This window comes from Mesorhizobium sp. B2-3-2 (genome assembly GCF_006442295.1).
Taxonomy (GTDB): Bacteria; Pseudomonadota; Alphaproteobacteria; order Rhizobiales; family Rhizobiaceae; genus Mesorhizobium.
Genome location: NZ_VFWA01000016.1, coordinates 73,954 through 96,696, shown reverse-complemented (window position 1 = coordinate 96,696; position 22,743 = coordinate 73,954). Strand labels below are relative to the sequence as shown.

Here is a 22,743-nt window from a genome sequence, read left to right as displayed (position 1 = left end):
CGGCCACTTATGGGGCTGTCCCCGTCAATTAGAAACTGTCTCTCAACCACTGACTCATGCGATGCAGTTTTCCGCCCGTTCCGGTCATCCTGAGACCGGAAATTCCTTTCGCCGGATGGCTCTCGAAGCTCGCCATCTGCGGGTAGATCAACAAGCCGACGGCCGCCGAGAAGGCCGGCCCCTTCGCCGCTTCGGGCAGGCCCGCCACGCCAAGCGGGCGGCCGATGCGCACATTGCGTCCCAGGATGCGGCGCGCCGCTTCCGGCAGGCCGGCAAGCTGGCTGGCGCCGCCGGTCAGCACCACGCGCTTGCCCACCGCATTGCCGTAGCCGGACTTGTTCAGCCGGTCGCGCAAAAGCTCGAGCGTCTCGTCGATGCGGGCGCGCACGATGCGCGTCATGACGGAGCGCGGAATCTGGAGCGGCACTTCGCCCTCGTCGCCGATCGGCTGGATCGAGACCAGGTCGCGGTCATCGGCGCTGCCGGGCAACGCCGAACCGTGCATCACTTTGAGCCGCTCGGCGGCATCGAGCGAGGTCGACAGTCCCTTGGCCATGTCCAGCGTGACGTGGTTGCCGCCGATGGCGATGGCGTCGCCATGGACGAACTTGCCTTCCGAAAACACCGAGATCGTCGTCGTGCCGCCGCCCATATCGATGCAGGCGGCGCCCAGTTCCAGTTCGTCGTCGACCAATGCCGCCAGCCCGCTGGCATAGGGCGTCGCCACCATGCGCTCGACCGAAAGATGCGAGCGGTTGATGGAGAGCTCCAGATTGCGCATCGGAGCGGCGTCGCCGGTCAGCACATGCATGTCGACGCCAAGCGTGTCGCCGACCATGCCGCGCGGATCGCGCACGCCGCGCTCAGCGTCGAGCGAGAAGCCGACGGGGAGCGAATGGACCACCTCGCGCTCGGTCTTCAGCGCCTGCTTGGCGCCGGCACCGAGCACCCGCTTGATGTCGGCCTCGTCGGCCTCATGGCCGCCGAGGTTTATGGTAGCCGAGAAGGCTTCGCTCTTCAGCCGGCCGGCAGTCATGTTCACGATCAGCGAATCGACCGTCAGCCCCGCCATGCGCTCGGCGGCGTCGACGGAGAGGCGAATGGCATGTTCGGCACGGTCGAGATCGATGACGACGCCCGATTTGACGCCCTGCGACTTCTGGTGTCCGATGCCGATCACCTGGATGCGGTGCGAGCGTCCGCGCAGCAGCTTGCCGTCATCGCATGGCTTCAGCTTCGCCACCATGCAACAGACCTTGTTCGAACCGACATCCAGCACCGTCAAGGTGCCGGAGCGGCGCGACGAGGCATCGCCTGAACCGCCAAGCCAGCTCATATCTTCGTCTCCGGCTTGCGCTTCAGCGCCTTTGGTTTTTCGTTGAGCGCGGCTTCGCGCTGGGTCGCCGCCTCCGGCGTCAGTTGCACGACCAGCCGGTCGGACAGCCGCATGTCGACGGCGGCGATGTCGCGCGACAACAGCCCCTTGTCATGATCCATGCCGACGAGCTCGGCGAGTGCCTGATCCTCGCCATCCTCGGGGAGCTTGACGGTGATGCCATTGTCCAGCTTCAGGTCCCAGCGCCGATCGCCAACACGGACATAGCCCCTGATGCGGGTCACGAGATCCGGGTATTTTTCGATTTTCGCCAGAAATTCCGGTGCCTTGGCCGGCGCGCCGGCTCCGATCAGCAACGGCAGCAGCACCTGCTTGCCACCCGAGAACGGCGCGATAACGGCACCGTCTTTTTCGATGACGGAGAGATCGCTGCCCTGCTGCCAAAGCGCGAACGCCTGACGCTCCTCGACGCGCACCTCCAACGTGTGCGGATAGACCTTGCGCACCGCGGCGACCTCGATCCAGGGCAAGGTGGCGATGCGTTCCCGTGCCGCCTCGGCATCGAAGCCGATCAGCGACGTCCAGCCATCGAGTTCGAGCCTGTCGAGTATATCGATCTCGGACGTCTGGCGATTGCCGACAACCTTGACCTGGTCGACGGCGAAGCCGGTGCGGGCGGTGATGCTCTGGACGATGCCGTCGGCGTGACCGCCGAGATAGGCGCCATAGGCGCCGCTCGAAAAAATGAGCACGGCCGACATGAGCGCGGCGGAGAAGCGCGGCGCCTGGAACTCGCCTTCGCCCAGGCGCGCCAGGATACGCACCGGGCGGCGAAGCACGCGCGGCAGCACGAAATGGCCTGATGACAATGGCAGGCCGAACAGCGCCGGCCCGGCCGCGCCCTTCCCCTTGCCCTGCCCCCACTTCAACGCAGACACGAAGCGTCCTCCACCATCCAACTCAACAGATCGCCGAACGAATGCCCTGCCTGGGCGGCGATTTCAGGCACCAGAGACGTCGGCGTCATGCCCGGCTGGGTATTGACCTCGAGCCATACAACCTCGCCATTTTCGGAGTGACGATCGTCATAACGGAAGTCCGACCGGGAAACGCCCCGACAGCCGACAGCTTGGTGAGCCTTGAGCGCCAGTGTCTGTATTTTTTGGTAAATATTCGGTGAAACTTTTGCGGGGCATTCGTGTTTTGATCCCCCCGCGACATATTTTGAATCGTAGTCATAGAACGAATGGCCCGTCGGGATAATCTCGCAGACGCCAAGCGCCACGTCGCCCATGACGGCACAGGTCAGCTCGCGCCCATGGATGTAGCGCTCGACCATGACGGTATCGCCATATTTCCACTCGGACGAGCCGATGACCTGCGGCGGATGCGACTGCCCCTCATGCACGATCACGACGCCGAAGCTCGACCCCTCATTGACCGGCTTCACCACATAAGGCGGCTTCATCGGATGGCTGTTCTGAATGGCGAAGCGATTGGCGACCTTCGATTCGGCGACGGGGACGCCGGCCAATTTCACGACTTTCTTCGACTGCTCCTTGTTCATCGCAAGCGCCGAGGCGAGCACGCCGGAATGGGTGTAGGGAATGCCGAGATATTCGAGAATGCCCTGAATGGTGCCATCCTCGCCAAAAGGACCATGCAGCGCATTGAAGGCGACATCAGGCCTGAGATCAGCAAGCACGGAGCCGACGTCGCGCCCGACATCGACGCGCGTGACTTGATAGCCTTCCGTCTCAAGCGCATCGGCGCAGGCCTTTCCCGAAGACAGGGACACAGGCCGCTCGGACGAGAAACCACCCAGCAGGACGGCCACATGCTTGTTTTTCATTCCCCGTCATCCCCTCTCACGGCGGATCAAAAACCAAGATTTCCGCAACATTGAGTCCGAGTCTCCCGGCAGGTTGCCCCCCAGACGGAAAACGCGGGAAAACGCGTCGAACGACTCAAATCAGGAAACGCTTTGGAGCAGAGAATCAGAGAGTTGATTCACTGGCAAGTGCTTATGATTCCGAGAGATTCACTTTCTGAGAAAATGGATGCGAAAACCGTGCTGTTGAGTCTTTGGAGCAACGGTCGCGAGGTCGTTCCGGACCGGTTGAAGTTCATGCGTCACATGAACTTCAACCGCGGCTAGAGCAGTTGTCCAAGAAACTCCTGCACGGCGTGTCCGGGGCGGAAGTCCCCGATGCGCTTGATCTCCCAGTGCAGTCGGATGCCGGAATGTTCGAGCACCCGAGCGCGCACCGTTTCGCCGAGATATTCGAGTTCGTAGCCGGTCGCCGTCCCGGTGTTGATCATGAAATTGCAGTGCATGGGCGACATCTGCGCGCCGCCGATCAGCAAGCCGCGGCACCCTGCCTTGTCGATCTCTTTCCAGGCTGAGGTGCCTTCAGGATTCTTGAATGTCGAGCCACCGGTCTTCTCCCGGATCGGCTGCACCGTCTCGCGATGGTTCTGCACCGCGTCCATCGCGGCCTTGATCACGGCCTTGTCCTCGGCAAAGCCCTCGAAAATCGCCGAGGTGAAGATCAGCCCGGACGGTGCCGACGAATGCCGGTAGGCATAGCCCATATCGGCATTGCTCAGCGTCCGGACGTTGCCCTTGCGGTCGAGCGCACGCACCTCGACGACGCGCTCGCGCGTCTCGACACCATTGGCGCCGGCGTTCATCCTCAGCGCCCCGCCGATGGCGCCCGGTATGCCGTGGTAGAAATGGAAGCCGCCGATGCCGGCTTCCAGCGCCGCTGCCGCGATGCGCTTGTCGGGCGTGGCCGCGCCAGCCTTGATCGATGTCGGCGAAACAATTTCGGTTTCACCGAACCCCTTGGCCGACAGCCTTATGACGAAGCCCGGAATACCGCCATCGCGCACAAGCAAGTTCGAGCCGACGCCGACTATGGTGAGCGGTATCTCTTCGGGAACCGCTTTCAGGAAAGCAGCGAGATCCGCCTCGTCCGCTGGCTGAAAGAGCGCCTCGGCCAGTCCTCCGGCGCGGAACCAGGTGATCTTGTCCATCTCGGCATTCGGCGTGATGCGGCCGCGCAGGCCGGCAAGCCGGCCGCCAAGTCTGTCGATCAGCGCCTGGCCCTGCATCATGACACGGCCAGTTCCTTGGGCAGCGCATAGGCCCATTGCGTGATGTTGCCGGCGCCGAGGAAGACGACGAAGTCGCTAGGCCTGGCCAGATCACGGATAACAGGCGCTATTGCCTCCGGACCCTCGATGTAGCGCGCGTCGCGATGGCCGCCGGCGCGGATGCGCGACACCAGCGCATCCGAGGTCACGCCTTCGATCGGCTCCTCGCCGGCGGCGTAGACCGGCGCCACCATCACCGTGTCGGCGTCGTTGAAGCAGGCGGAGAACTCATTGAACAGATCATGCAGCCGGGTAAAGCGGTGCGGCTGGGCAATGGCGATGACGCGGCCCTTGGTGGCGCTGCGCGCGGCTTTCAGCACCGCCGCGATCTCGACCGGATGGTGGCCGTAATCGTCGAACACTTCGACGCCATTCCAGGAGCCGGTGCGGGTGAAGCGGCGCTTGACGCCGGCGAAGGACGACAGGCCTTTCTTGATCGCCTCGGCCGACAGGCCGAGCTCATGCGCCACCGCGATCGCCGCCGTCGCGTTGGAAACGTTGTGGCGACCGGGCATCGGCAGGCGCAGATCCGATATCGTCGTCTGGCCGCGTCCCTTGCGGTCGCGGATCACCACATCAAATTCCGAGGTCGCGCCGGCCATGCGGTGGTTGGCGAAGCGCACGTCGGCCTGCGCGTTCTCGCCATAGGTGATGACGCGGCGGTCCTCGATGCGGCCGACCAGCGCCTGCACCTCCGGGTGGTCGGTGCACATGACGCCAAAGCCGTAGAACGGCACGTTCTCGACGAACTGGCGGAAGGCTTCGCGCACCTTGTCGAAACTGCCGTAGTGATCGAGATGTTCGGGATCGATATTGGTGACGACGGCGATATCGGCCGGCAGCTTGAGGAAGGTCCCGTCGCTCTCGTCGGCTTCGACCACCATCCACTCGCCGTCCCCCATGCGCGCATTGGTGCCATAGGCGTTGATGATGCCGCCATTGATGACGGTCGGATCGAGCCCGCCGGCTTCGAGCAGCGTCGCCACCATCGAGGTCGTCGTCGTCTTGCCGTGCGTGCCGCCGATCGCCACTGCCTGGCGGAAGCGCATCAGTTCGGCCAGCATTTCGGCGCGGCGCACGATCGGCAGCAATTTCTCCCTGGCCGCCTTCAGTTCGGGGTTGGATTTCTTGATAGCCGTCGAGACGACCACCACTTCGGCATCGCCGAGGTTTTCTTCCCTGTGGCCGACAAAGCACTCGATCCCCTTGTCGCGCAGCCGCTGCACATTGGCGCTGTCGGCCTGATCGGACCCCTGCACCTTGTAGCCGAGATTGTGCAGCACTTCGGCGATGCCGCTCATGCCGATGCCGCCAATGCCGATGAAATGCACGAGGCCTATGGTCTGCGGCATCTTCATGCGGGCGTTCCCTTCCTGAAATCCGAAACGGTTTTGCGGGACGCAATAGCCTCTGTGAGATCGGCGAGCAACCGCGCGGCGTCCGGTTTGCCGACCGACTTCGCCGCGGCAGCCATTGCCGTGAGCCGTTCGGGATCGTCCATCAGGGCGCCGATCAACGCCGCGATGCGCTCGGGCGAAAGCGAGGATTGCGGCTCCACCTCGCCACCGCCGGCGGCCGCAAGAGCGGCTGCGTTCGCGGCCTGGTCGTGATCGAGCGCATAGGGATAGGGCACCAGCAGCGCCGGTCGGCCGATGACGGCGATTTCCGACACGGTCGAGGCACCTGAGCGCGACATCACCAGCTGTGCGGCCGCTATGCGCGCCGCCATGTCGCTGAAGAAAGGCGAGACCTCGACACCGACGCCGAGCGCTGCATAGGCCGCCTTCACCCGCCCGACATCATCGGCCCGCGCCTGCTGCGTGATCACCAGCCGCTTGCGGAGTGCCTCGGGGAGCAAAGCGACGGCCGCCGGGACCGCATCGGAGAAGAACTGGGCGCCTTGGCTGCCGCCGAATACCAGCAGGCGGAAGGGATCATCCCCGGCCGAGGCAACGTAGGCGGTCTTTGCGGCTTCGAGCACCTGTGGGCGAACCGGATTGCCTGTCGTCACCGTCTTGGCGCCGACCGGGCTGTCGTCTTGCGGCAGGAAGCCGCCTGCAATCGCATCGACGCGGCTGGCCAGCGCCCGGTTGGCGCGTCCCATCACAGCGTTCTGCTCGTGGATCAGCGTCGGCACCTTGCGCCGCGTCGCGGCGTAGAGCGGCGGCAAGGTCGGGTAGCCGCCAAAGCCGACCACGGCATCGGGCTTGATCCTGCCGATGATGGCGGATGCCTGGCGCACGCCGCGCCAGATTTTCCAGAAGGCGCCAAGCAGGGCAACAGGATTTTTCGAACCTAGCGTCGCGGACCCGATCGGATGGACGGCGGCAGCCGGGAAGTGGCCGGCAAAGCGCTCGGCGCGGTCGTCGGTCGCCAGATGCACCGTCCAGCCACGCGCGTTCAACTCATGCGCCAGCGCTTCCGCCGGAAACAGATGTCCGCCGGTTCCGCCCGCCGCGAGAAGGATGATGCCTCTGGCCATGTCACTCCGCCGGCATGGCGCGCAGCGGCAAGGCAAAGCCAACCTGCTTGCGCTTTTCCGGCCGTTTGCGCGTCAGCGCCAGCACCATTCCCATCGAGATGGCGATGGCAATCTGCGAAGAGCCGCCATAGGAGATGAACGGCAGCGTCATGCCCTTGGCCGGCACGAGTTGCAGGTTGACGCACATGTTGATGACTGCCTGCAGGCCGAACACGGTGACGAGGCCGCCAACCGCGTAGCGGGTGAAATCGTCATGCTCCTTCAGCGCCGTGTTGAGGCCGCGCAGCACGATGAAGGCGAAGATGGACATGATGAAGAAACACATGATCAGTCCGAATTCCTCGCCCGCGACTGAAAAGACGAAGTCGGCATGGCTGTCGGGGATGACCCGTTTGACGGTGCCCTCGCCCGGCCCGACGCCGAACCAGCCGCCATTGATCAATGCGTCGCGGCCCATATCGACCTGGAACGTGTCGCCTTCGCCGGTGAGGAACTTGTCGATACGCAGAGCGACGTGCGGAAACACCGTATAGGCGGCAAAGACGCCGCCGACGCCGGCGGCACCCAGCACGACGATCCACAGCCATGGCAGCCCCGCCATGAAGAACATGATGCCCCAGGTGCCGGTCGTCAGCATGGTCTGGCCGAGGTCCGGCTGCGCCACCAGCAGCGATACGACCAGCACCAATAGCAGCATGGCAAAGAGATTGCCCGGAATGTCGGGCTGGCGCTTGTGTTCGGCGAACAGCCAGGCGCACATGATGACGAAGGCGGGTTTCAAAAACTCGGAGGGCTGGATCGACAGGCCGGCAAGCGACACCCAGCGCCGCGCGCCCTTCACCTCGACGCCGATGTAGAGCACCGCCACCATCAGCACCAGCATCAGGCACAGCATGATCAGCGCCATGCGGCGGATCTCCCTGGAGTCCAGGAAGGAGACCGCCAGCATCACGCCCAGCGCCGGCACGGTGAAGATGATCTGCCTGGTGGCGAAATGGAAACTGTCGAGGCCGATGCGTTCGGCGACCGCGGGACTTGCGGCGAAGGACAAGACTATGCCCAGCCCCATCAGCGACAGGAACGCCGCCAGGAACCAGCGATCGATGGTCCACCACCAGGTCGCAACCGGGCTTTTGTCGAGACGGCTCTGCATTATCGTGCCCCTCCGATGGGTTTGACGCCCTCGATAGCATTCGCAGCTTGCCTGAAGGCTTCGCCGCGGACCTCGAAATTCTTGAACTGATCGAAGCTGGCGCAGGCCGGCGACAACAGCACCACCGCCTCGCCGCCATCGTCCTGGGCCGCGTCGTGCGCCGCATGCGCGACCGCCGCGGCAAGCGTGCCCGATATCTCATACGGCACCGCCTCGCCCAGCGTCGCCGAAAAGGCCGGCGCTGCCTCGCCGATCAGATAGGCCTTGGCGATACGCGGAAAAAAGCCGCGCAGCGGCTCGATGCCGCCTTCCTTGGGCAGGCCGCCGGCGATCCAGTAGATGCGGCTGAAGCTCGACAGCGCGGGGGCCGCCGCATCGGCGTTGGTCGCCTTGGAATCGTTGACGAACAGCACGTGACCCTTGCGGCCGACCTGCTCCATGCGATGCGCCAGTCCCGGAAAGCTTTCCAGCCCGGACTGTATCTCGCCGAGGTCGAGCCCGACCTTGAGGCAGGCGGCGACCGCGGCAAGCGCGTTTTGCGCATTGTGCTGCCCGCGCAGCGAGCCGATGCCTTCGAGGAAGGCAACCCGACTGTAGCGGCCATGCACGGCTTCCATCAGATCGGTGCCGTCGGCGAAATAGCCGTCGGTCAGCGGCAGCCGCTTGGAAATGCGGATGACGTGCCGCCCAGCCCGCTCCAGACGTTCGGCGATCTGCGCGCACCAGGAATCGTCGATGCCGATGATCGCGGTTTCGCTGCCGGCAACCAGTCGCTCCTTGATCGAAGCATAATGCTGCATGGTGCCGTGACGGTCGAGGTGGTCCGGCGTCAAATTGAGCAGGATGCCGGCAGTCGGGTCGATCGAGGGCGCGAGGTCGATCTGGTAGGACGAGCATTCGACGACATAGTGACGGTCGGGTTGCGGCGGATCGAGCGTCATCACGGCACGGCCGATATTGCCGCCCATCTGCGTATCGCGCCCGGAAGCCTTGAGGATATGGGCCGTGAGCGCGGTCGTCGTCGACTTGCCGTTGGTGCCGGTGATCGCAATGAACGGCGCCGTCGGCGCGCCCAGCATTCGCTCGCGGCAGAAAAGCTCGACGTCGCCGATGATCTCGACACTCGAACCGCGCGCCAGTTCCACCGTCCAGTGCGGCTTGGGATGCGTCAGCGGCACGCCGGGCGACAGCACGAAAGCGGAAAACCGGGCCCAGTCGGCTGCGCGCAGGTCGCCGGTTGAAATCCCGTCGGCCGCCGCCTTGGCGACACTGTCGGGATTGTCGTCCCAAGCCAGCACCTCGGCCCCGCCCTCGATCAGCGCGCGCGCGGTCGCGATCCCCGAGCCGCCGAGCCCGAAGAGCGAAACACGCTTGCCTGCGAAAGATGCGGCGGGAATCACGGGAGGCCTATCTGAGCTTGAGGGTGGAAAGGCCGACCAGCGCCAGGATGACGGCGATGATCCAGAAACGGATCACCACCTGGCTTTCGGTCCAGCCGAGTTTTTCGAAGTGATGGTGGATCGGCGCCATCAGGAACACACGCTTGCCGGTCATCTTGAAGTAGCCGACCTGGATGATGACGGACAGGATCTCGACCACGAACAGCCCGCCGACGATGACCAGCACGATCTCGTGCTTGGTGGCGACCGCAACGGTGCCGATCAGCCCGCCCATGGCCAGCGAACCGGTGTCGCCCATGAAGATCGCCGCCGGCGGCGCGTTGAACCAGAGAAAGCCGAGGCCGGCGCCGATGACCGCGCCAAGCACCACGGCCAGTTCGCCGGTACCGGGCACGAAATGGATCTGCAGATATTCAGCGAACACGGCATTGCCGGAGAGATAGGCAATGACGCCGAAGGACGCCGCCGCGATCATGATCGGCACGATCGCCAGGCCATCCAGGCCGTCGGTGAGGTTCACCGCATTGCCCGCTCCCACGATGACGAAGCAGGAGAACGGAACGAAGAACCAGCCGAGATTGATCAGGAATTCCTTGGCGAAGGGGAATGTCAGCGACGAAGAGAACGGCGCCTGGCCGTTATGCATGATCGCCCAGGCGGCGATGCCGGCGATGACGAATTCGAGTGCCAGCCGCGCCTTGCCGGAAAAGCCGAGATGCGACTGTTTCGTCACCTTCAGATAATCGTCGTAGAAGCCGATCGAGCCGAAGCCCAGCGTCACCAGCAGCACCACCCAGACATAGATGCTCGACAGATTGGCCCACAAAAGCGATGAGCCGATGATGCCGGACAGGATCATCAGTCCGCCCATGGTCGGCGTGCCGGCCTTCTTGAAATGCGTCTGCGGCCCGTCGGCGCGGATCGGTTGGCCCTTGCCCTGGCGCAGCCTGAGCGAATTGATGATGGTCGGCCCGAAGATGAAGACGATCAGCGCCGAGGTGATCAACGCCCCGCCGGTGCGGAAGGTGATGTAGCGGAAGACATTGAAGACCGAGATCTTGTCCGCGAAATCGACGAGCAGTGTGAACATGCGCTTTTTCGTCCCCGACTTGACCTTAGGTCTGTTTGCCGATTGTCGCTTCAGCCGGGAACTTGCCCAGCAACGCATCGACCAGCTTTGCAAAGCCGATGCCCTTCGACGATTTGATCATCACCACGTCGCCTGGCTTCAGTGCGGCAAACAGCACCGGCTTCAATTCCTCGACGTTGGCGCGGTATTCCGTTCTGATCTCGCCCGGCAGAGCTTCCGCCAGCGCCCGCATCTCCGGACCGCCGAGAAAAACGGTCTGCGTGCCGGTGCCGACGATAAGACCGGCAAGTGCAGCATGCAGCTTGGCCGAATGCTCGCCGAGCTCCAGCATATCGCCCAGCACGGCGATGCGGCGGCCTTCGCCCGTCACCGGCGTCGCGTTGAGCAGCGCCATGGCGGCCGCCATCGAGGCGGGGTTGGCGTTGTAGCTTTCGTCGATCAGCGTGATCGGTCCACCGGGATGGCTCGAAGTCGAGCCCCCGGGATGACGCAGCACATGGCGTTTGCCACGGCCGCGCTCGGCCGAGAGATCGGCCAGCGCCAGGGCAACTTTGTCGAGATCGGCACCGACCAGACGGGCCGCGCCGAGGACCGCCAGAATGTTCTGCACCATGTGGCGGCCGGGCGCGCCGATGCGAGCCGTCACCTCGTGACCGCCGATCCTGGCGGCAATGTCGGAATGATCGGCATGGATCTCGCATTTGACCAGTCTGAAGGTTGAGCGCGCGTTCTCGCCGAACCCATAGACATGCTCGACGCCGGCGGCGTGCGCCATCTTGTCGAGAAGCTTGAAACGCGCGTCGTCGCGGTTGAGGATCGCCGCGCCGCCGGGTTCCAGCCCTTCGAAAATCTCGGCCTTCGCCTTGGCGATCTCGTCCAGATTGCGGAAGAAGCCGAGATGCGCCGCCGCGATCATGGTGACGATGGCGACATGCGGTCTTACCATCTTGACCAGCGGCCTGATCTCGTCGGGATGGTTCATGCCGATCTCGAACACGGCATAGTCGCAATCGGCCGGCATGCGCGCCAAGGTGAGCGGCACGCCCCAATGGTTGTTGAACGACTGCGCCGAGGCATGCACCTTGCCGACCGCCGACAGCACGTGGCGCAGCGCTTCCTTGGTAGTCGTCTTGCCCGCCGAACCGGTCACCGCGATGGTCTTGGCCTGGGAACGGTCGCGCGATGCGACACCGAGCTTTTCCAGCGCTACCAGCACGTCCTCGACGACGATCATCGGCGCCGTCAGCCGGCCAAGCGACGGCAGCTTGCCTTCGGCCACGACCAGCACGCCGGCTCCGGCTTTGATGGCGGCGGTCGCGAAATCATGGCCGTCCATCGCCTCGCCCTTGATGGCGAAGAAGGCGTCGCCCGGCTGAAGGCTGCGGCTGTCGATCGAAATGCCCGATATGCCGTCCGGCATCGGCCCGATCGGTCGTCCGTCCATCGCGGCGACCAGCGCCTCGGATGTCCACAGCAAATTCATGCGGCACGCTCCAGCAGCGCGGCACGGACTTCCTCGTGGTCGGAGAAATGCAGGGTCTCGGTGCCGATCGTCTGGCCTTCCTCATGGCCCTTGCCGGCCACGATCAGCGTGTCCCCGGCATGCAACATGGCGACGGCCTCGTGGATCGCCGCGCGCCGGTCACCGATCTCGATCGCGCCGGGAGCGGCGGCAAGAATCGCGGCCCGGATCGTCTCCGGCACTTCCGAGCGCGGATTGTCGTCGGTGACGATGACGACGTCGGCGAGCCGCGTCGCGATCTCGCCCATGATCGGCCGTTTGCCGCGATCACGGTCGCCGCCGCAGCCGAACACGACGATGATCCGGCCGGTGGTGAACGGGCGTACCGAGGCAAGCACGTTTTCCAGCGCGTCAGGCTTATGCGCATAATCGACATAGACCGGCGCACCATTTGCAGTGGTCCCGACAAGGTCGAGTCGGCCCGGCGCGCCCTTGAGTTTCTCCAATGCCTTCAAGGCCTTGGCGACTGGCGTTCCCGTGGAGATGGCAAGACCGGCCGAAACCAGCGCGTTGGCTATCTGGAAATCGCCGGCCAGCGGCAGGTCGATCTCGTAGAGCATCCCGTCGGCCTCGACCTCGGCACGCTGGCGGTGGCGCTCATGCTCGACCCGCTTCAGCGTCAGGAAATCGCCATGGCGGCCGACCGTCAGCACGTCGAGCCTTGCGGCCTTCGCCGCCTGGATGGTTGGCGCCGACCACGGATCGTCGGCGAAGATCACGGCCGGCGCGCCCTTCGGCAGCAGCGCGTCGAACAGACGCAGCTTGGCTCGGTGATAGTCCTCGACCGTCGGATGGTAGTCCATGTGGTCGCGGCCGAGATTGGTGAAGCCGCCGGCGGCCAGCCTGACACCGTCGAGACGGCGCTGGTCGAGACCATGGCTGGAGGCCTCCATGGAGGCATGGGTGACGCCGGCGTCCGCCAGTTCACGCAACAGCTGATGCAAGGCGACCGGATCTGGCGTCGTCAGCGAGCCATAATCGTTGCGGCCCGGCGCCACCACGCCGGTGGTGCCGATCGAGGCCACCGCAAAGCCGGCCTGCTCCCAGATCTGCCTGACGAAAGCGGCGACCGAGGTCTTGCCGCTGGTGCCGGTGACCGCCACCATCGTCTGCGGCTGTTTGCCGAAATAACGGGCCGCGCTCAGGGCCAGCGCCAGGCGCGGGTCATCGACGGCCAACACTGGAACCGGCAGTCCGCCAAGGGCGTTGTCCTTGCCCGCGACGATCGCGGCAGCCCCTCGTGCGGCGGCGTCCGCGGCATAGGCGGTGCCATCCGCCTTGCTTCCAGCGAGCGCGAAAAAGACGACACCGGGTTTTACCTGGCGGGAATCCGACGAGATGCCGGTAACCTCCAGATCGGCGGAAGCTGTTCCTTCGACTGGCAGGATACCGGTTAGATTTTTGAGCTTCATCGAGTTCCGTTCACCGCAACAAAATAGCGCGCAGTTGCCGGCGCGCCCTGAGAATCATTGATAGGAAACCAGCGTTGCACCATTTTCATGGCTGAAATCTGGCTTCACGCCAAGCATGGCCGCAGAACGCCTGATGATATTGCCGGCCATGACCCCGGCATTCGCGGCCGCGACGTCCGTCATGCCCGGCTTTTCCGGGTGCGGAGCATCGGCAATCGTAAACACGAGATATTGCGGATCGTCCATTGGGAATGCGGCGACGAACGTATTGAAATTCAACTCCTTCGAGTAGCGGCCATTGATGACCTTCTCGGCTGTTCCGGTCTTGCCGCCAACGCGGTAGCCGGGAACCCTGGCATTTCTGGCCGAGCCCTTCTCGGCGTTGAGCATATAGAGATAGCGCATGCCCTTGACCGTTTTGTCGGCTACCACTTTCTTGGCCGCCGCCATCGCGTCCTGCTGGCTGCGGACCAGGAATGTCGGCTCCATCAGATATCCGCCATTGATCAGCGCCGCGCAGCCCACAGCCGCCTGCAACGGCGTTGTCGACACGCCATGACCGAAGGCGATGGTGAACGAGTTGACCTGTTTCCAGACCTTCGGTTCAGTCGGACGGGCGACTTCCGGCAGTTCGGTCTGCATCTTGTCCAAGATGCCAAGACGATGCAGGAATTCGCGATGCGCCTCGATGCCGACCAGTTCGGCCTCCCTGGCCGACCCGATGTTGGACGAATAGAGGAACACCTCCGGCAACGACAGCACACGGTTCTTGCCGTGGAAATCGTGAATGGCCTGATGCCCAACCCGGATTGGATGCGAAGCGTCGAAGCGGCTCGCCATCGTCGCCTTGCCGGAATCGAGCGCCATGGCTGATGTGAAGCTCTTGAAGGTCGAGCCCATCTCATAGAGTCCCGCCGACATCCGGTTCAGCCGGTCCTTGTCTTGTGCATTGTAGGGATTGTTCGGATCAAAATCCGGCACCGAGGCCATGGCCACCACTTCGCCGGTCTTGACGTTGAGCACGACGGCGCCCGCGCCCATGGCCCGATAGCGCTCCAGGCCGGCGGCAATCTCGTCGCGGACCACATGCTGGACGCGCAGATCGATCGAGAGCTTCACCGGCTTGAGATCCTTGGCCACCGCCAGGCCCGACGCCTGCAGGTCGCTCAGGCCCTGCTCATCGATATATTTCTCCATGCCGGAAATGCCTTGATTGTCGATATTGGTCAGGCCGACAATGTAAGATGAGGTTTCCCCGCTCGGATAGAAACGGCGCTTCTCGGTGCGGAAGCCGAAACCGGGAATGCCGAGCTGCATGATGTCGGCCTGCTGCTTGGGCGTCAGCTGCCGCTGCAGCCAGACGAAGCCGGCGCCGCTCTTCAGCTTATGGTAGGTCTGCTCGTAATCGATCTCCGGCAGCACCGTCGACAGCTTTTCGATCGCCTCGTCGGCGTCGACGATGCGGCGCGGCTCTGCAAACAGCGATGCCGTCTTGATGTCCGTCGCCAGCACCTCGCCGTTGCGGTCGACAATGTCGGGCCGCGAGGCCGTCACCCGGCTCTGCGGGCCGCCTGACATGTCGGGGGTCTGGAAGCCGAGATAGACCAGCCGCCCGGAAATGATCGAGAAGATACCGAAGAACACCGCCATCGTCATGACGATGCGCGCCTTGCCCTTGCCTCCGGTCGCCTTGCGGGCGCCATCGACCACGATCGAACCGTCCTCGCTGGCCCTGGGGCGACGTTTCAGCAGTTTGCCGATCATTGGGCGATGCCTCCGGTCACGATGGGATCCTTGCCGTCCGAGGGGGTGTGGCCGGAATTGTCTGCCATGCCGCCTTGGCGCCCGTTCAGGATGTCCTGGATGTCGAGGGCTTTGGCCGGCAGGTCGCCGAGGCCGACGATCTGGTGCGCGCTGACCGGCTCCAGTTCAAGCTGCGACTTGTAGAGTTCGGCGAGCTTCTGTAGCCGCGATGGCTGGGTGAGCAGGCTCCAGTCGGCCTTGAGCAGGTCGATCGTGTCCTCCTCGTAGCGTATCTCAGCATGAATCTTCTGCACGGCTGCCAATTGGTCCTCGGCCTCGCGCTTGGTTTTGTAGGTCAGGGCCGCCGCCGAGACCATGACGGCGATGAGGACGATGTCGCTGGAACGAAACACGTGCTACCTCTCCCCCGGCCGCTCGATGCCAGGAAGTTTTGGGCCGGGAAGTTTTGGAAGGCCGAAAATCGAAAAATCGCCAGCACGCGCCGGCGCATCGGTGCGGATGGCGGCGCGCAGCCTTGCCGAGCGGGCGCGCGGGTTGGCCGCAGTCTCGGCATCACCCGGTGTCACGCCGCCGCCGGACTTGCTGAAGGTGGCGCTGCGTGCCCGTGCCTCCGGCATGTGGCGCGAGCCGCTCGCGGCGTCGGAGCGATCGGCAATGAAGCGCTTGACGATGCGGTCCTCCAGCGAATGGAATGTCACCACTGCAAGCCGTCCGCCCGGCTTCAGCGCCCGCTCGGTGGCGAACAGCGCCTTGGCCAACTCGCCGAGCTCGTCATTGACAAAGATGCGCAACGCTTGAAAGACGCGCGTGGCGGGATGGATCTTGTCCTTCGGCGCCCGGCCGATATGCGTCTCGATGGCGTCGGCAAGCTCCAGCGTGCGCTCGAATGGACGCTTTTCGCGACGCGCTTCGATCATGCGCGCGATGCGCCCGGCGTGGCGCTCCTCCCCGAGGAAGCCGAAGATGCGGGCAAGGTCGCCCGGCTTGAAGTTGTTGACGACATCTGCGGCGCTGAGGCCCGCCTGCGCCATGCGCATGTCGAGAGGCCCATCGGTGCGGAACGAAAACCCGCGCTCCGCCTGGTCGAGCTGCATCGAGGAAACGCCGATGTCGAGCACGACACCGTCGGCACTTTCGACTTGCTGGTCCAGCGTCGAGAACGGCGCCTGCACCAGTCTCAGGCGGCCGCCCGATTGCGCTTCGAGATCGCGACCGGCCGCTATGGCATCCGGATCGCGGTCGATGGCAACCACGGACGCGCCGGCCGCCAGGATGGCCCTGGTGTAGCCGCCAGCGCCGAACGTGCCGTCGACGATGACGTCCCTTTCCGCCGGCGAGAGCGCCTGCAACACTTCGGCAAGGAGGACCGGAATGTGGCGGGCCGGTCCGCCAACGGCGTTGATATCATCGCCGTGGCCCACCGTCATTCCGGTCGCTCCCCAGGCTTCGTCCCCTGCCGAAGCTGCAAAAGCCGGGCCCGCGCTTGCGCTCCATAGGCCGCAAGCCGTCCCGGCTCCCAGATCTGAAAAAAATTGCCCCGCCCGACAAAGGCTACTTCGGCCGAAAGGCCGGCATGCTCGCGGATGAAATCGCTGATCGTGATGCGACCATCCTGGTCCAGCTTCAGGAATGTTCCGTCGCCATGGCAGAAGAACGACATGTCGTCCGCCGTCTGCTGGAACGGATCCTCGAGCGCGATGCGCTGCTCGTAGCGGTCGAGCAGATCGGGCCCGCCGACATCCATGGCCGGCAGATCCAGGCAGCGCAGTGCGTAGAGATCCGAATAGCCGCGTTTCTGAACGACGGCGCGAAAATGCGCAGGAACGGACACCCGCCCCTTCGCATCGATCCTGCTCACCGTGTTCGAAAGAAACCGGTCCATCCCACGTCACAGCAGCTTGCGCCGCCGCACCCCTCTTCGTCGTGTTGCACGCGCCACCGCTACGCGTTCCCTGCCCTGAACCCGCCACCGTGACAGGGGCGAAAACCAGCAAACGCGCAGCCGCCGCGACTGCCCGATTGGCGTACGCTTCACCCTGACACGGAACGAAGGCTTTGGTATCGGTATGGGATATCATGGGGCACTATGGGCGTCAACGGGAATAGGCTTCACAACATGCAGTCGCGACCGATAGAAGCGGCTTTGAAAACACGTCTCGTCTTTATGGATCATTAAGCCTAACGAAGCGTTTAGAGCCGCCTGGCCCAACCGGACGCGCCTTGTCGCGAGCTGTTGCCGGGCATAGCGTCTCACCACACGTCCAGGGTCACCAAGAGGGTTGGAATGTCGATGTCTGAAACAGCACGGTCGCGCGCCGCGGCTCTTGCCCACCTCCGTCGCAACGCACTTGCCGTCGGCGATTCCATCCCGCTGCCACTCACCATGGCCGCCATTTTTCACGCGCCGGGCGACGCCACGGGCTTCAACCAGTATGGTCGTTTCAGCAATCCGACCTGGGATGCGGTAGAGCATATGCTGGCGCATCTGGAAGATGCGCCCTGCGTCGCCTTTCCTTCCGGAATGGCGGCGATTTCGGCGGCATTTTTCGCTGTCCTCAAGACCGGCGACCGCATTCTTCTGCCTTCGGATGGCTATCACACGACAAGGGCACTGGCCGAACGCTTCCTGAAACCACTCGGCATTGCCTACGATGTGAGGCCAACCTCGACCTTCCTTGATGGCGGTTTCGAAGGCTATCGTCTGGCGTTCGTAGAGACGCCCGCTAATCCGGGGCTGGACATATGCGACATTGCGGCGGTCGCCGCGGCCGCACACAAAGCGGGCGCGCTGCTCGTTGTCGACAACACGACGATGACGCCCTTCGGCCAGCGCCCGCTCGACCATGGCGCCGATATCGTCGTCGCCGCGGACACCAAGGCGCCCAACGGCCACTCCGACGTGCTGTTCGGCCATGTCGCGTGCCGCAACGCCGACATCATCGCCGCGGTGACGGATTGGCGCGAAACGTCCGGCGGCATTCCAGGGCCGTTCGAAGCGTGGCTTGTGCATCGCGGCCTCGAAACGCTCGATGTGCGCTTTGACCGCATGTGCTCCTCGGCGGAAGTGATCGCGCGGCGCCTGCAAGGTCACCGGGCGATCACGGGCCTGCGCTATCCCGGCCTGGAAGGCGATCCTTCGCACAACCTTGCCCGCGCCCAGATGGAACGCTTCGGCTTTCTTGTTTCCTTCGAACTCGCTTCGGAACAGAAGGCCGAGGAATTCATCAACAACTGCGAACTGATGCAGGCCGCGACGTCCTTCGGCGGCGTCCACACCTCTGCGGAGCGAAGGTCGAAGAGAGGCGACGCGGTGTCCGCCGGCTTCGTACGCCTTTCGGTAGGCTGCGAACCAGTTGAAGAGCTTTGGGCGGCGATCGAGGCGTCGCTAGACAGGATCGGCGACTGACAAATCGGTTAGGTCGTCGGTTTCGAAGTTGCGATGGCCGTGCAGCACGCGAAGGATTTCGATCGCATCGTCCTCTACACGGTACAAGGTGAGATAATTGCCGACGATCAGATGTCGGGTACCGGGTGCGATGTCGTCCCGCGGCGCGCCCGAGAGGGGGTGCAAAGTCAGCAGATCCCACCGCCTTCACCGATATTCTCGAGGTCGACCACTGCTTTGGGAAGCAGGCGGTATTTCACTCGTGAAAGCCTTTGGAACCAGCCATTTTCAGATATTTGGCCCGCAGTCGATCCACGATTGGCGGTCCGTCCAACGCCGGCCCGCTGTCAATGCCTTCCTGCACCAGCCTGCGCAGCTCCTCGAGGGTATAGCCGAGCAGATCGCGCCGATCCTTCCATTGCCGGAGCGCATCACGGATCACCTCGCTAGCCGAAGCATATTCACCAGCGGCGACCACATCGTCGACCGCCGCTGCAAGTTCCGGCGAGAGGGTGATGCTGCGTTCGTCGACCTGTCCCATGACCAGCTCCTCATCCACTTGCTGAAGCATGGTACGATTAATCGTACCGAATTCAAGAAAGTCCCCGCGACCGTGGATGCGGATTGGCAGGCAACAAAAAGCCGTTGAATCAACAGGCGCGCCCGAGGACGCAACCTGCTGATCGCAAAGGCTTCTTTCGGAGAAAAATTGCCAGCTGGCCTGTAAGCCGGGTTCTGTATGGCCCTCGCCCCTTGCGGCGCGAGAACGTGGCGGCCATTCATCTTGGGCGCATATTGCCATGCGCCTCACGCAACCTACCCGGACGGTGAGCCGGAAACAGCCCTCGAGGGTTTCCCCTCGCACCGCCCCTATTCGGTCTTGCTCCCGGTGGGGTTTACCGTGCCGCTCCTGTTGCCAGTCGCGCGGTGGGCTCTTACTCCACCCTTTCACCCTTGCCCCGACCCGGCAAAGCCAAGTCGTGGCGGTTTGCTTTCTGTGGCACTTTCCCTGGGGTCGCCCCCGCCGGCCATTAGCCGGCACCGTGTCTCCATGGAGCCCGGACTTTCCTCACCCGCGGCCTTTCGGCTTTTGCTGGTGCGGCCGCCCAGCCAGCTGGCCAGGCGTATAAAGGGGTTCACGCCACAAAACGCAACCAAAAAAGCCGGTTACGACCGGTTCTTGTCACGCCGGCGACCCGACAGCCGCCAGTTGCACCTTGACCTTGCTGCAATAGGCGGCTGAGACCGGGTTCATCCGGGTGGCGCCGTGGCCGGCATTGTATTTCAGGATCGTGCCGCAGGTCGTGCCGCCGCCGAGATCCCGCGCCATGGCAAGATACTTCATGCCGTATTTGATATTGGTGTCCGGATTGAAGAGCCCGTTGGCCGAGCCGCTATAGCCCATCATCCGCGCCGTCGCCGGCTTGATCTGCATCAAGCCGATTTCGCCGGCGCCGCCGACGAGGTTCGGCCGGTAGTTGCTCTCGATCTTGATCACAGCGTGAGCGAGCGACGCCGGTACGCCATAGCTTGCGGCGTAACGCGCCACGATGGCCGAATACTGATCGCCACTGGCCACCGCTGCCGTCGAGGCCACTGCTTCCTTGATCCCGATCGATGCCGTCGTCGTTTTATCGACGGTCTTGCGGCCTCGCCTGGTCTTCTGTCTCGTGCTCGGCTTCTTGGCCTTGGTCCAGTTCGCCTTCTCCACTTTCGCGGAAGACCGCTTCGCCGCCTTCACATCCTTGCTGCTTTTGGCCGAAATGGCCTTGCCCTTGGCGGTCGCTGCGACGAGCCCCTGGTCGGCCCGTGGGCTCAGCGGCGCGGCGCTTGCCGCCCCGAAGGCAAAAGTCACTACGCCGGCAGCAAGAGCTGCCGTTACAACGGTCAATTTCTGCATGTGATCCTGTTCTGTCTGAACGCGCGAAGATCTCCGCGCGGCATTGCTTGATTAATGTCGGATCATCCGGGGGGTTAGACATCCGACAAACTGTACGGATCGCCCTTTGAGGCCCGAATTGCGCGCAATGAAGGCGAAGCAAGTCACTTTAAGTGACAGATTGTAACTTAATGTCGGAAAAGCATTACTTGGACGGCATCCTGACCCAAGGTCAAGTTGGGTGGGAAGCGAGCAGCCGTTGAAGCGTGCGCATCGTCGATCCGTCCGCCGCTCCATCGATCCGACGTGGCCGAAAATGACGCTGGAAAGCCTGGACCACGACCCGCGTCTGCTGGTCGAAAACACCCGATATTTCGACCCCATAGCCGTAAAGCGCCAGCATCGATTGCAGCGCCTCGACATCGGCGCCGGCGTCGCCGGCCTTCAGCACGGCGCCGCGCCTGATCGGTGCTGCCGCCACGAAGTGGCCGACGCCGGCCTCGAACAGGGCCCGCCAGGGAAATTTCTCGCCAGGGTCGATCTTGCGCCCCGGCGCCACGTCGGAGTGCGCCAGCACCCGCTGGGGGGCAATCGCATGCCGGCTGGCTATTCCGGCACACAAGCCGATCACGGCATCGATCTGTCGCTTGGGAAAACCGGGATAACCGAATGAATGCCCCGGGTTGACGATCTCGATGCCGACGGAACAGGAGTTGATGTCGGTGCGTCCGAACCACGAACTCTTGCCAGCGTGCCAAGCGCGGTCGCTTTCCCGGACCATCTGCACGATATGTCCATTCTCATGCACCAGATAATGCGAGGAGACCTCGCTGGCAGGATCGCATAGCCACGCCTCGGCCCCGGCGCCTGTCGGCATGCCGGTATAGTGCAGCACGATCATGTCGGGCTTCAGCGTCTCGCGCCGTGGCCCGAAATTCGGCGATACCCTGACCTCGGCGCTCGGCTCGTCGGGCAGGAAGCCGCTCATGCGTGCCGCAGGCCCCGCTCGATCATCTCATAGGCGGTGTTGATCGCCGCGAGCCTCGTCGTCGCGATCTTGATGAATTCCTGCGGCAGGCCACGCGCGATCAGCCGGTCCGGATGATTGTCGGAAACCAGCTTGCGGTAGCGTTTCCTGACCTCCTCGAACGGCTTGCCGCGCTCGATGCCGAGCACGACATAGGGGTCGGCCGCACCAAGATTGACGTGCCTGGCAAGGATCGCCTCGTAGTGCACCTCGTCTATGCGGAAGATTTCGGCGATGCGGTGCAGAAACTGGCCTTCACGCTCATGGATCAGCCCGTCGGCCTTGGCGATGTGGAACAGGCCGTCGAGTATATCCTCCAGCATCATGCAGTTCGAATGGCCGGAGCCGCAAAGCTGCGCCATGCGCTCGGCATAAGTCTCGAAGCCGGCAACGTCACGTTTGGCCAGATCGTAGAGCCGCGCCACATTGCGCGTCTCCTTTGGCGGCACCTCGAATATTTCCTGGAAGGCGCGTATCTCGTCCTGGGTGACAACCCCGTCGGCCTTGGCCATCTTGGCCGAGAGCGCGATCATCGCCACGGAGAAGGCAACGCGGCGGCGCAGATCCGCATCGCCGGAAAAAACCGTCCGCACGGCCTCGACCACGTCGGCGACGCCCGACGAGGCTGAAGACGAAATCCGCGTGATGAAGTCGCCGAGGCGGTCCCAAATCGACATGGCCGCTTCTTAGAGCCAACCGGTCCCCGCTATCAAGCCAATAACGCCGGCATCATACCTCGACGACGATCGGTCTCGTGCGGGAGCCGCTACCCGCCTGGGCGAAGGGCCGGCAAGACGCCGGCCCTCACCAGAACACAGGTACTAATGGACTACTGCGCGGGCGCAGGAGCGGGCGTTGCCGGAGCCGGCTCGGCAGGCTTGGTCGAATTATCCGCGGGCGCCGCGGGTTTCATCGGCTGCTCGGCCGGCGGATTGGTGCTCTGGGTGGTGGTGTTATCCGTCCCCGTGCCGCTGTCGCTGCATGCAGCGACGCCGAGCAGCGCAAGGGCGGACACCGACGCAAGAATGAGTTTTTTCATGATATCTCTCCTTCAACACACGCTCACGTTGCAGTGAACGGTCGAGAAGGAAATGCATCACTCAGCCATGGGTTTCGTAACGATGCGTTTCCGCA

The 22,743-nt window shown here is 63.7% G+C and carries 22 protein-coding genes and 1 other RNA gene; 1 reads left to right on the top strand and 22 read right to left on the bottom strand.

Features of this window, described 5'->3' with window-relative positions; translation table 11 throughout:
• Positions 1 to 28: 28 nt before the first annotated feature.
• The 15 genes from ftsA to mraZ all read right to left on the bottom strand — a co-directional run bounded on the left by ftsA (position 29) and on the right by mraZ (position 17,200).
• Entirely contained in the window at positions 29 to 1,336 is a 1,308-nt protein-coding gene (gene ftsA, locus FJ964_RS25980; RefSeq protein WP_140553117.1) for a cell division protein FtsA, read from the bottom strand.
• Complete coding sequence (locus tag FJ964_RS25975) at positions 1,333 to 2,274, bottom strand: cell division protein FtsQ/DivIB (RefSeq protein ID WP_140553116.1); 942 nt, start codon at positions 2,272 to 2,274, stop codon at positions 1,333 to 1,335. Before FJ964_RS25975 ends, ftsA begins: the two co-directional genes overlap by 4 nt.
• Positions 2,262 to 3,188 carry a D-alanine--D-alanine ligase gene (locus tag FJ964_RS25970; RefSeq protein ID WP_140553114.1) on the bottom strand — a complete coding sequence of 309 codons (927 nt, stop codon included), beginning with the start codon at positions 3,186 to 3,188 and terminating at the stop codon, positions 2,262 to 2,264. The genes FJ964_RS25975 and FJ964_RS25970 overlap by 13 nt, the downstream gene beginning before the upstream one ends.
• Positions 3,189 to 3,490: 302 nt before the next feature.
• A complete protein-coding gene (murB, locus tag FJ964_RS25965; RefSeq protein WP_140553113.1) occupies positions 3,491 to 4,456 on the bottom strand; it encodes a UDP-N-acetylmuramate dehydrogenase in 966 nt (321 codons plus the stop codon).
• Positions 4,453 to 5,853, bottom strand: coding sequence for a UDP-N-acetylmuramate--L-alanine ligase (murC, locus tag FJ964_RS25960; RefSeq protein WP_140553111.1), 1,401 nt, complete (start codon positions 5,851 to 5,853; stop codon positions 4,453 to 4,455). Before murC ends, murB begins: the two co-directional genes overlap by 4 nt.
• Positions 5,850 to 6,977 carry an undecaprenyldiphospho-muramoylpentapeptide beta-N-acetylglucosaminyltransferase gene (gene murG, locus FJ964_RS25955; RefSeq protein WP_140553110.1) on the bottom strand — a complete coding sequence of 376 codons (1,128 nt, stop codon included), beginning with the start codon at positions 6,975 to 6,977 and terminating at the stop codon, positions 5,850 to 5,852. Before murG ends, murC begins: the two co-directional genes overlap by 4 nt.
• Position 6,978: 1 nt before the next feature.
• On the bottom strand, positions 6,979 to 8,130 hold the full coding sequence (gene ftsW / locus FJ964_RS25950; protein ID WP_140553108.1) for a putative lipid II flippase FtsW: 1,152 nt from the start codon (positions 8,128 to 8,130) through the stop codon (positions 6,979 to 6,981).
• Positions 8,130 to 9,530, bottom strand: a complete 1,401-nt coding sequence (gene murD, locus FJ964_RS25945; RefSeq protein ID WP_140553106.1) for a UDP-N-acetylmuramoyl-L-alanine--D-glutamate ligase — start codon at positions 9,528 to 9,530, stop codon at positions 8,130 to 8,132. The genes ftsW and murD overlap by 1 nt, the downstream gene beginning before the upstream one ends.
• Before the next feature lie 7 nt (positions 9,531 to 9,537).
• Positions 9,538 to 10,620 carry a phospho-N-acetylmuramoyl-pentapeptide-transferase gene (gene mraY / locus FJ964_RS25940; protein WP_140495211.1) on the bottom strand — a complete coding sequence of 361 codons (1,083 nt, stop codon included), beginning with the start codon at positions 10,618 to 10,620 and terminating at the stop codon, positions 9,538 to 9,540.
• Positions 10,621 to 10,645: 25 nt separating this feature from the next.
• Positions 10,646 to 12,103 (bottom strand): UDP-N-acetylmuramoylalanyl-D-glutamyl-2,6-diaminopimelate--D-alanyl-D-alanine ligase, encoded by a 1,458-nt coding sequence (locus FJ964_RS25935; RefSeq protein WP_140553105.1) that lies wholly within the window; start codon positions 12,101 to 12,103, stop codon positions 10,646 to 10,648.
• Positions 12,100 to 13,554, bottom strand: coding sequence for a UDP-N-acetylmuramoyl-L-alanyl-D-glutamate--2,6-diaminopimelate ligase (locus tag FJ964_RS25930; RefSeq protein WP_140553103.1), 1,455 nt, complete (start codon positions 13,552 to 13,554; stop codon positions 12,100 to 12,102). Before FJ964_RS25930 ends, FJ964_RS25935 begins: the two co-directional genes overlap by 4 nt.
• 54 nt (positions 13,555 to 13,608) lie before the next feature.
• Positions 13,609 to 15,318: a penicillin-binding protein 2 gene (locus tag FJ964_RS25925; protein WP_140553101.1), complete on the bottom strand. Its 1,710-nt coding sequence runs from the start codon at positions 15,316 to 15,318 to the stop codon at positions 13,609 to 13,611.
• Positions 15,315 to 15,710, bottom strand: coding sequence for a hypothetical protein (locus tag FJ964_RS25920; protein WP_140553099.1), 396 nt, complete (start codon positions 15,708 to 15,710; stop codon positions 15,315 to 15,317). Before FJ964_RS25920 ends, FJ964_RS25925 begins: the two co-directional genes overlap by 4 nt.
• A gap of 3 nt (positions 15,711 to 15,713) precedes the next feature.
• The gene (gene rsmH, locus FJ964_RS25915) at positions 15,714 to 16,745 is read right to left on the bottom strand and encodes a 16S rRNA (cytosine(1402)-N(4))-methyltransferase RsmH (protein WP_140553098.1); all 1,032 of its coding nucleotides are present in this window, start codon (positions 16,743 to 16,745) and stop codon (positions 15,714 to 15,716) included.
• Positions 16,742 to 17,200: a division/cell wall cluster transcriptional repressor MraZ gene (mraZ, locus tag FJ964_RS25910; RefSeq protein WP_140495198.1), complete on the bottom strand. Its 459-nt coding sequence runs from the start codon at positions 17,198 to 17,200 to the stop codon at positions 16,742 to 16,744. The genes rsmH and mraZ overlap by 4 nt, the downstream gene beginning before the upstream one ends.
• Positions 17,201 to 17,608: 408 nt before the next feature.
• Between mraZ and FJ964_RS25905 the strand changes: the two genes are divergently transcribed.
• On the top strand, positions 17,609 to 18,724 hold the full coding sequence (locus FJ964_RS25905; RefSeq protein ID WP_140553096.1) for a cystathionine gamma-lyase: 1,116 nt from the start codon (positions 17,609 to 17,611) through the stop codon (positions 18,722 to 18,724).
• On the opposite strand, the gene FJ964_RS25900 is transcribed toward FJ964_RS25905, so the two are convergent.
• From FJ964_RS25900 to FJ964_RS25870, 7 genes are all read right to left on the bottom strand, one after another.
• Positions 18,704 to 18,889, bottom strand: coding sequence for a type II toxin-antitoxin system RelE/ParE family toxin (locus tag FJ964_RS25900; protein ID WP_224659775.1), 186 nt, complete (start codon positions 18,887 to 18,889; stop codon positions 18,704 to 18,706). The genes FJ964_RS25905 and FJ964_RS25900 overlap by 21 nt on opposite strands.
• 70 nt (positions 18,890 to 18,959) lie before the next feature.
• The gene (locus FJ964_RS25895) at positions 18,960 to 19,244 is read right to left on the bottom strand and encodes a type II toxin-antitoxin system ParD family antitoxin (protein WP_140553092.1); all 285 of its coding nucleotides are present in this window, start codon (positions 19,242 to 19,244) and stop codon (positions 18,960 to 18,962) included.
• 167 nt (positions 19,245 to 19,411) lie between these two features.
• Positions 19,412 to 19,821: RNase P RNA component class A (rnpB, locus tag FJ964_RS25890), an RNA gene on the bottom strand.
• Between the two features lie 65 nt (positions 19,822 to 19,886).
• Complete coding sequence (locus FJ964_RS25885; RefSeq protein WP_140553090.1) at positions 19,887 to 20,603, bottom strand: lytic transglycosylase domain-containing protein; 717 nt, start codon at positions 20,601 to 20,603, stop codon at positions 19,887 to 19,889.
• 211 nt (positions 20,604 to 20,814) lie between these two features.
• Positions 20,815 to 21,570, bottom strand: a complete 756-nt coding sequence (locus FJ964_RS25880; RefSeq protein WP_140553088.1) for an N-acetylmuramoyl-L-alanine amidase — start codon at positions 21,568 to 21,570, stop codon at positions 20,815 to 20,817.
• Complete coding sequence (locus FJ964_RS25875) at positions 21,567 to 22,286, bottom strand: DnaJ family molecular chaperone (protein ID WP_140495186.1); 720 nt, start codon at positions 22,284 to 22,286, stop codon at positions 21,567 to 21,569. The genes FJ964_RS25880 and FJ964_RS25875 overlap by 4 nt, the downstream gene beginning before the upstream one ends.
• 152 nt (positions 22,287 to 22,438) lie before the next feature.
• Complete coding sequence (locus FJ964_RS25870) at positions 22,439 to 22,648, bottom strand: hypothetical protein (RefSeq protein ID WP_140495184.1); 210 nt, start codon at positions 22,646 to 22,648, stop codon at positions 22,439 to 22,441.
• Positions 22,649 to 22,743: the final 95 nt, after the last annotated feature.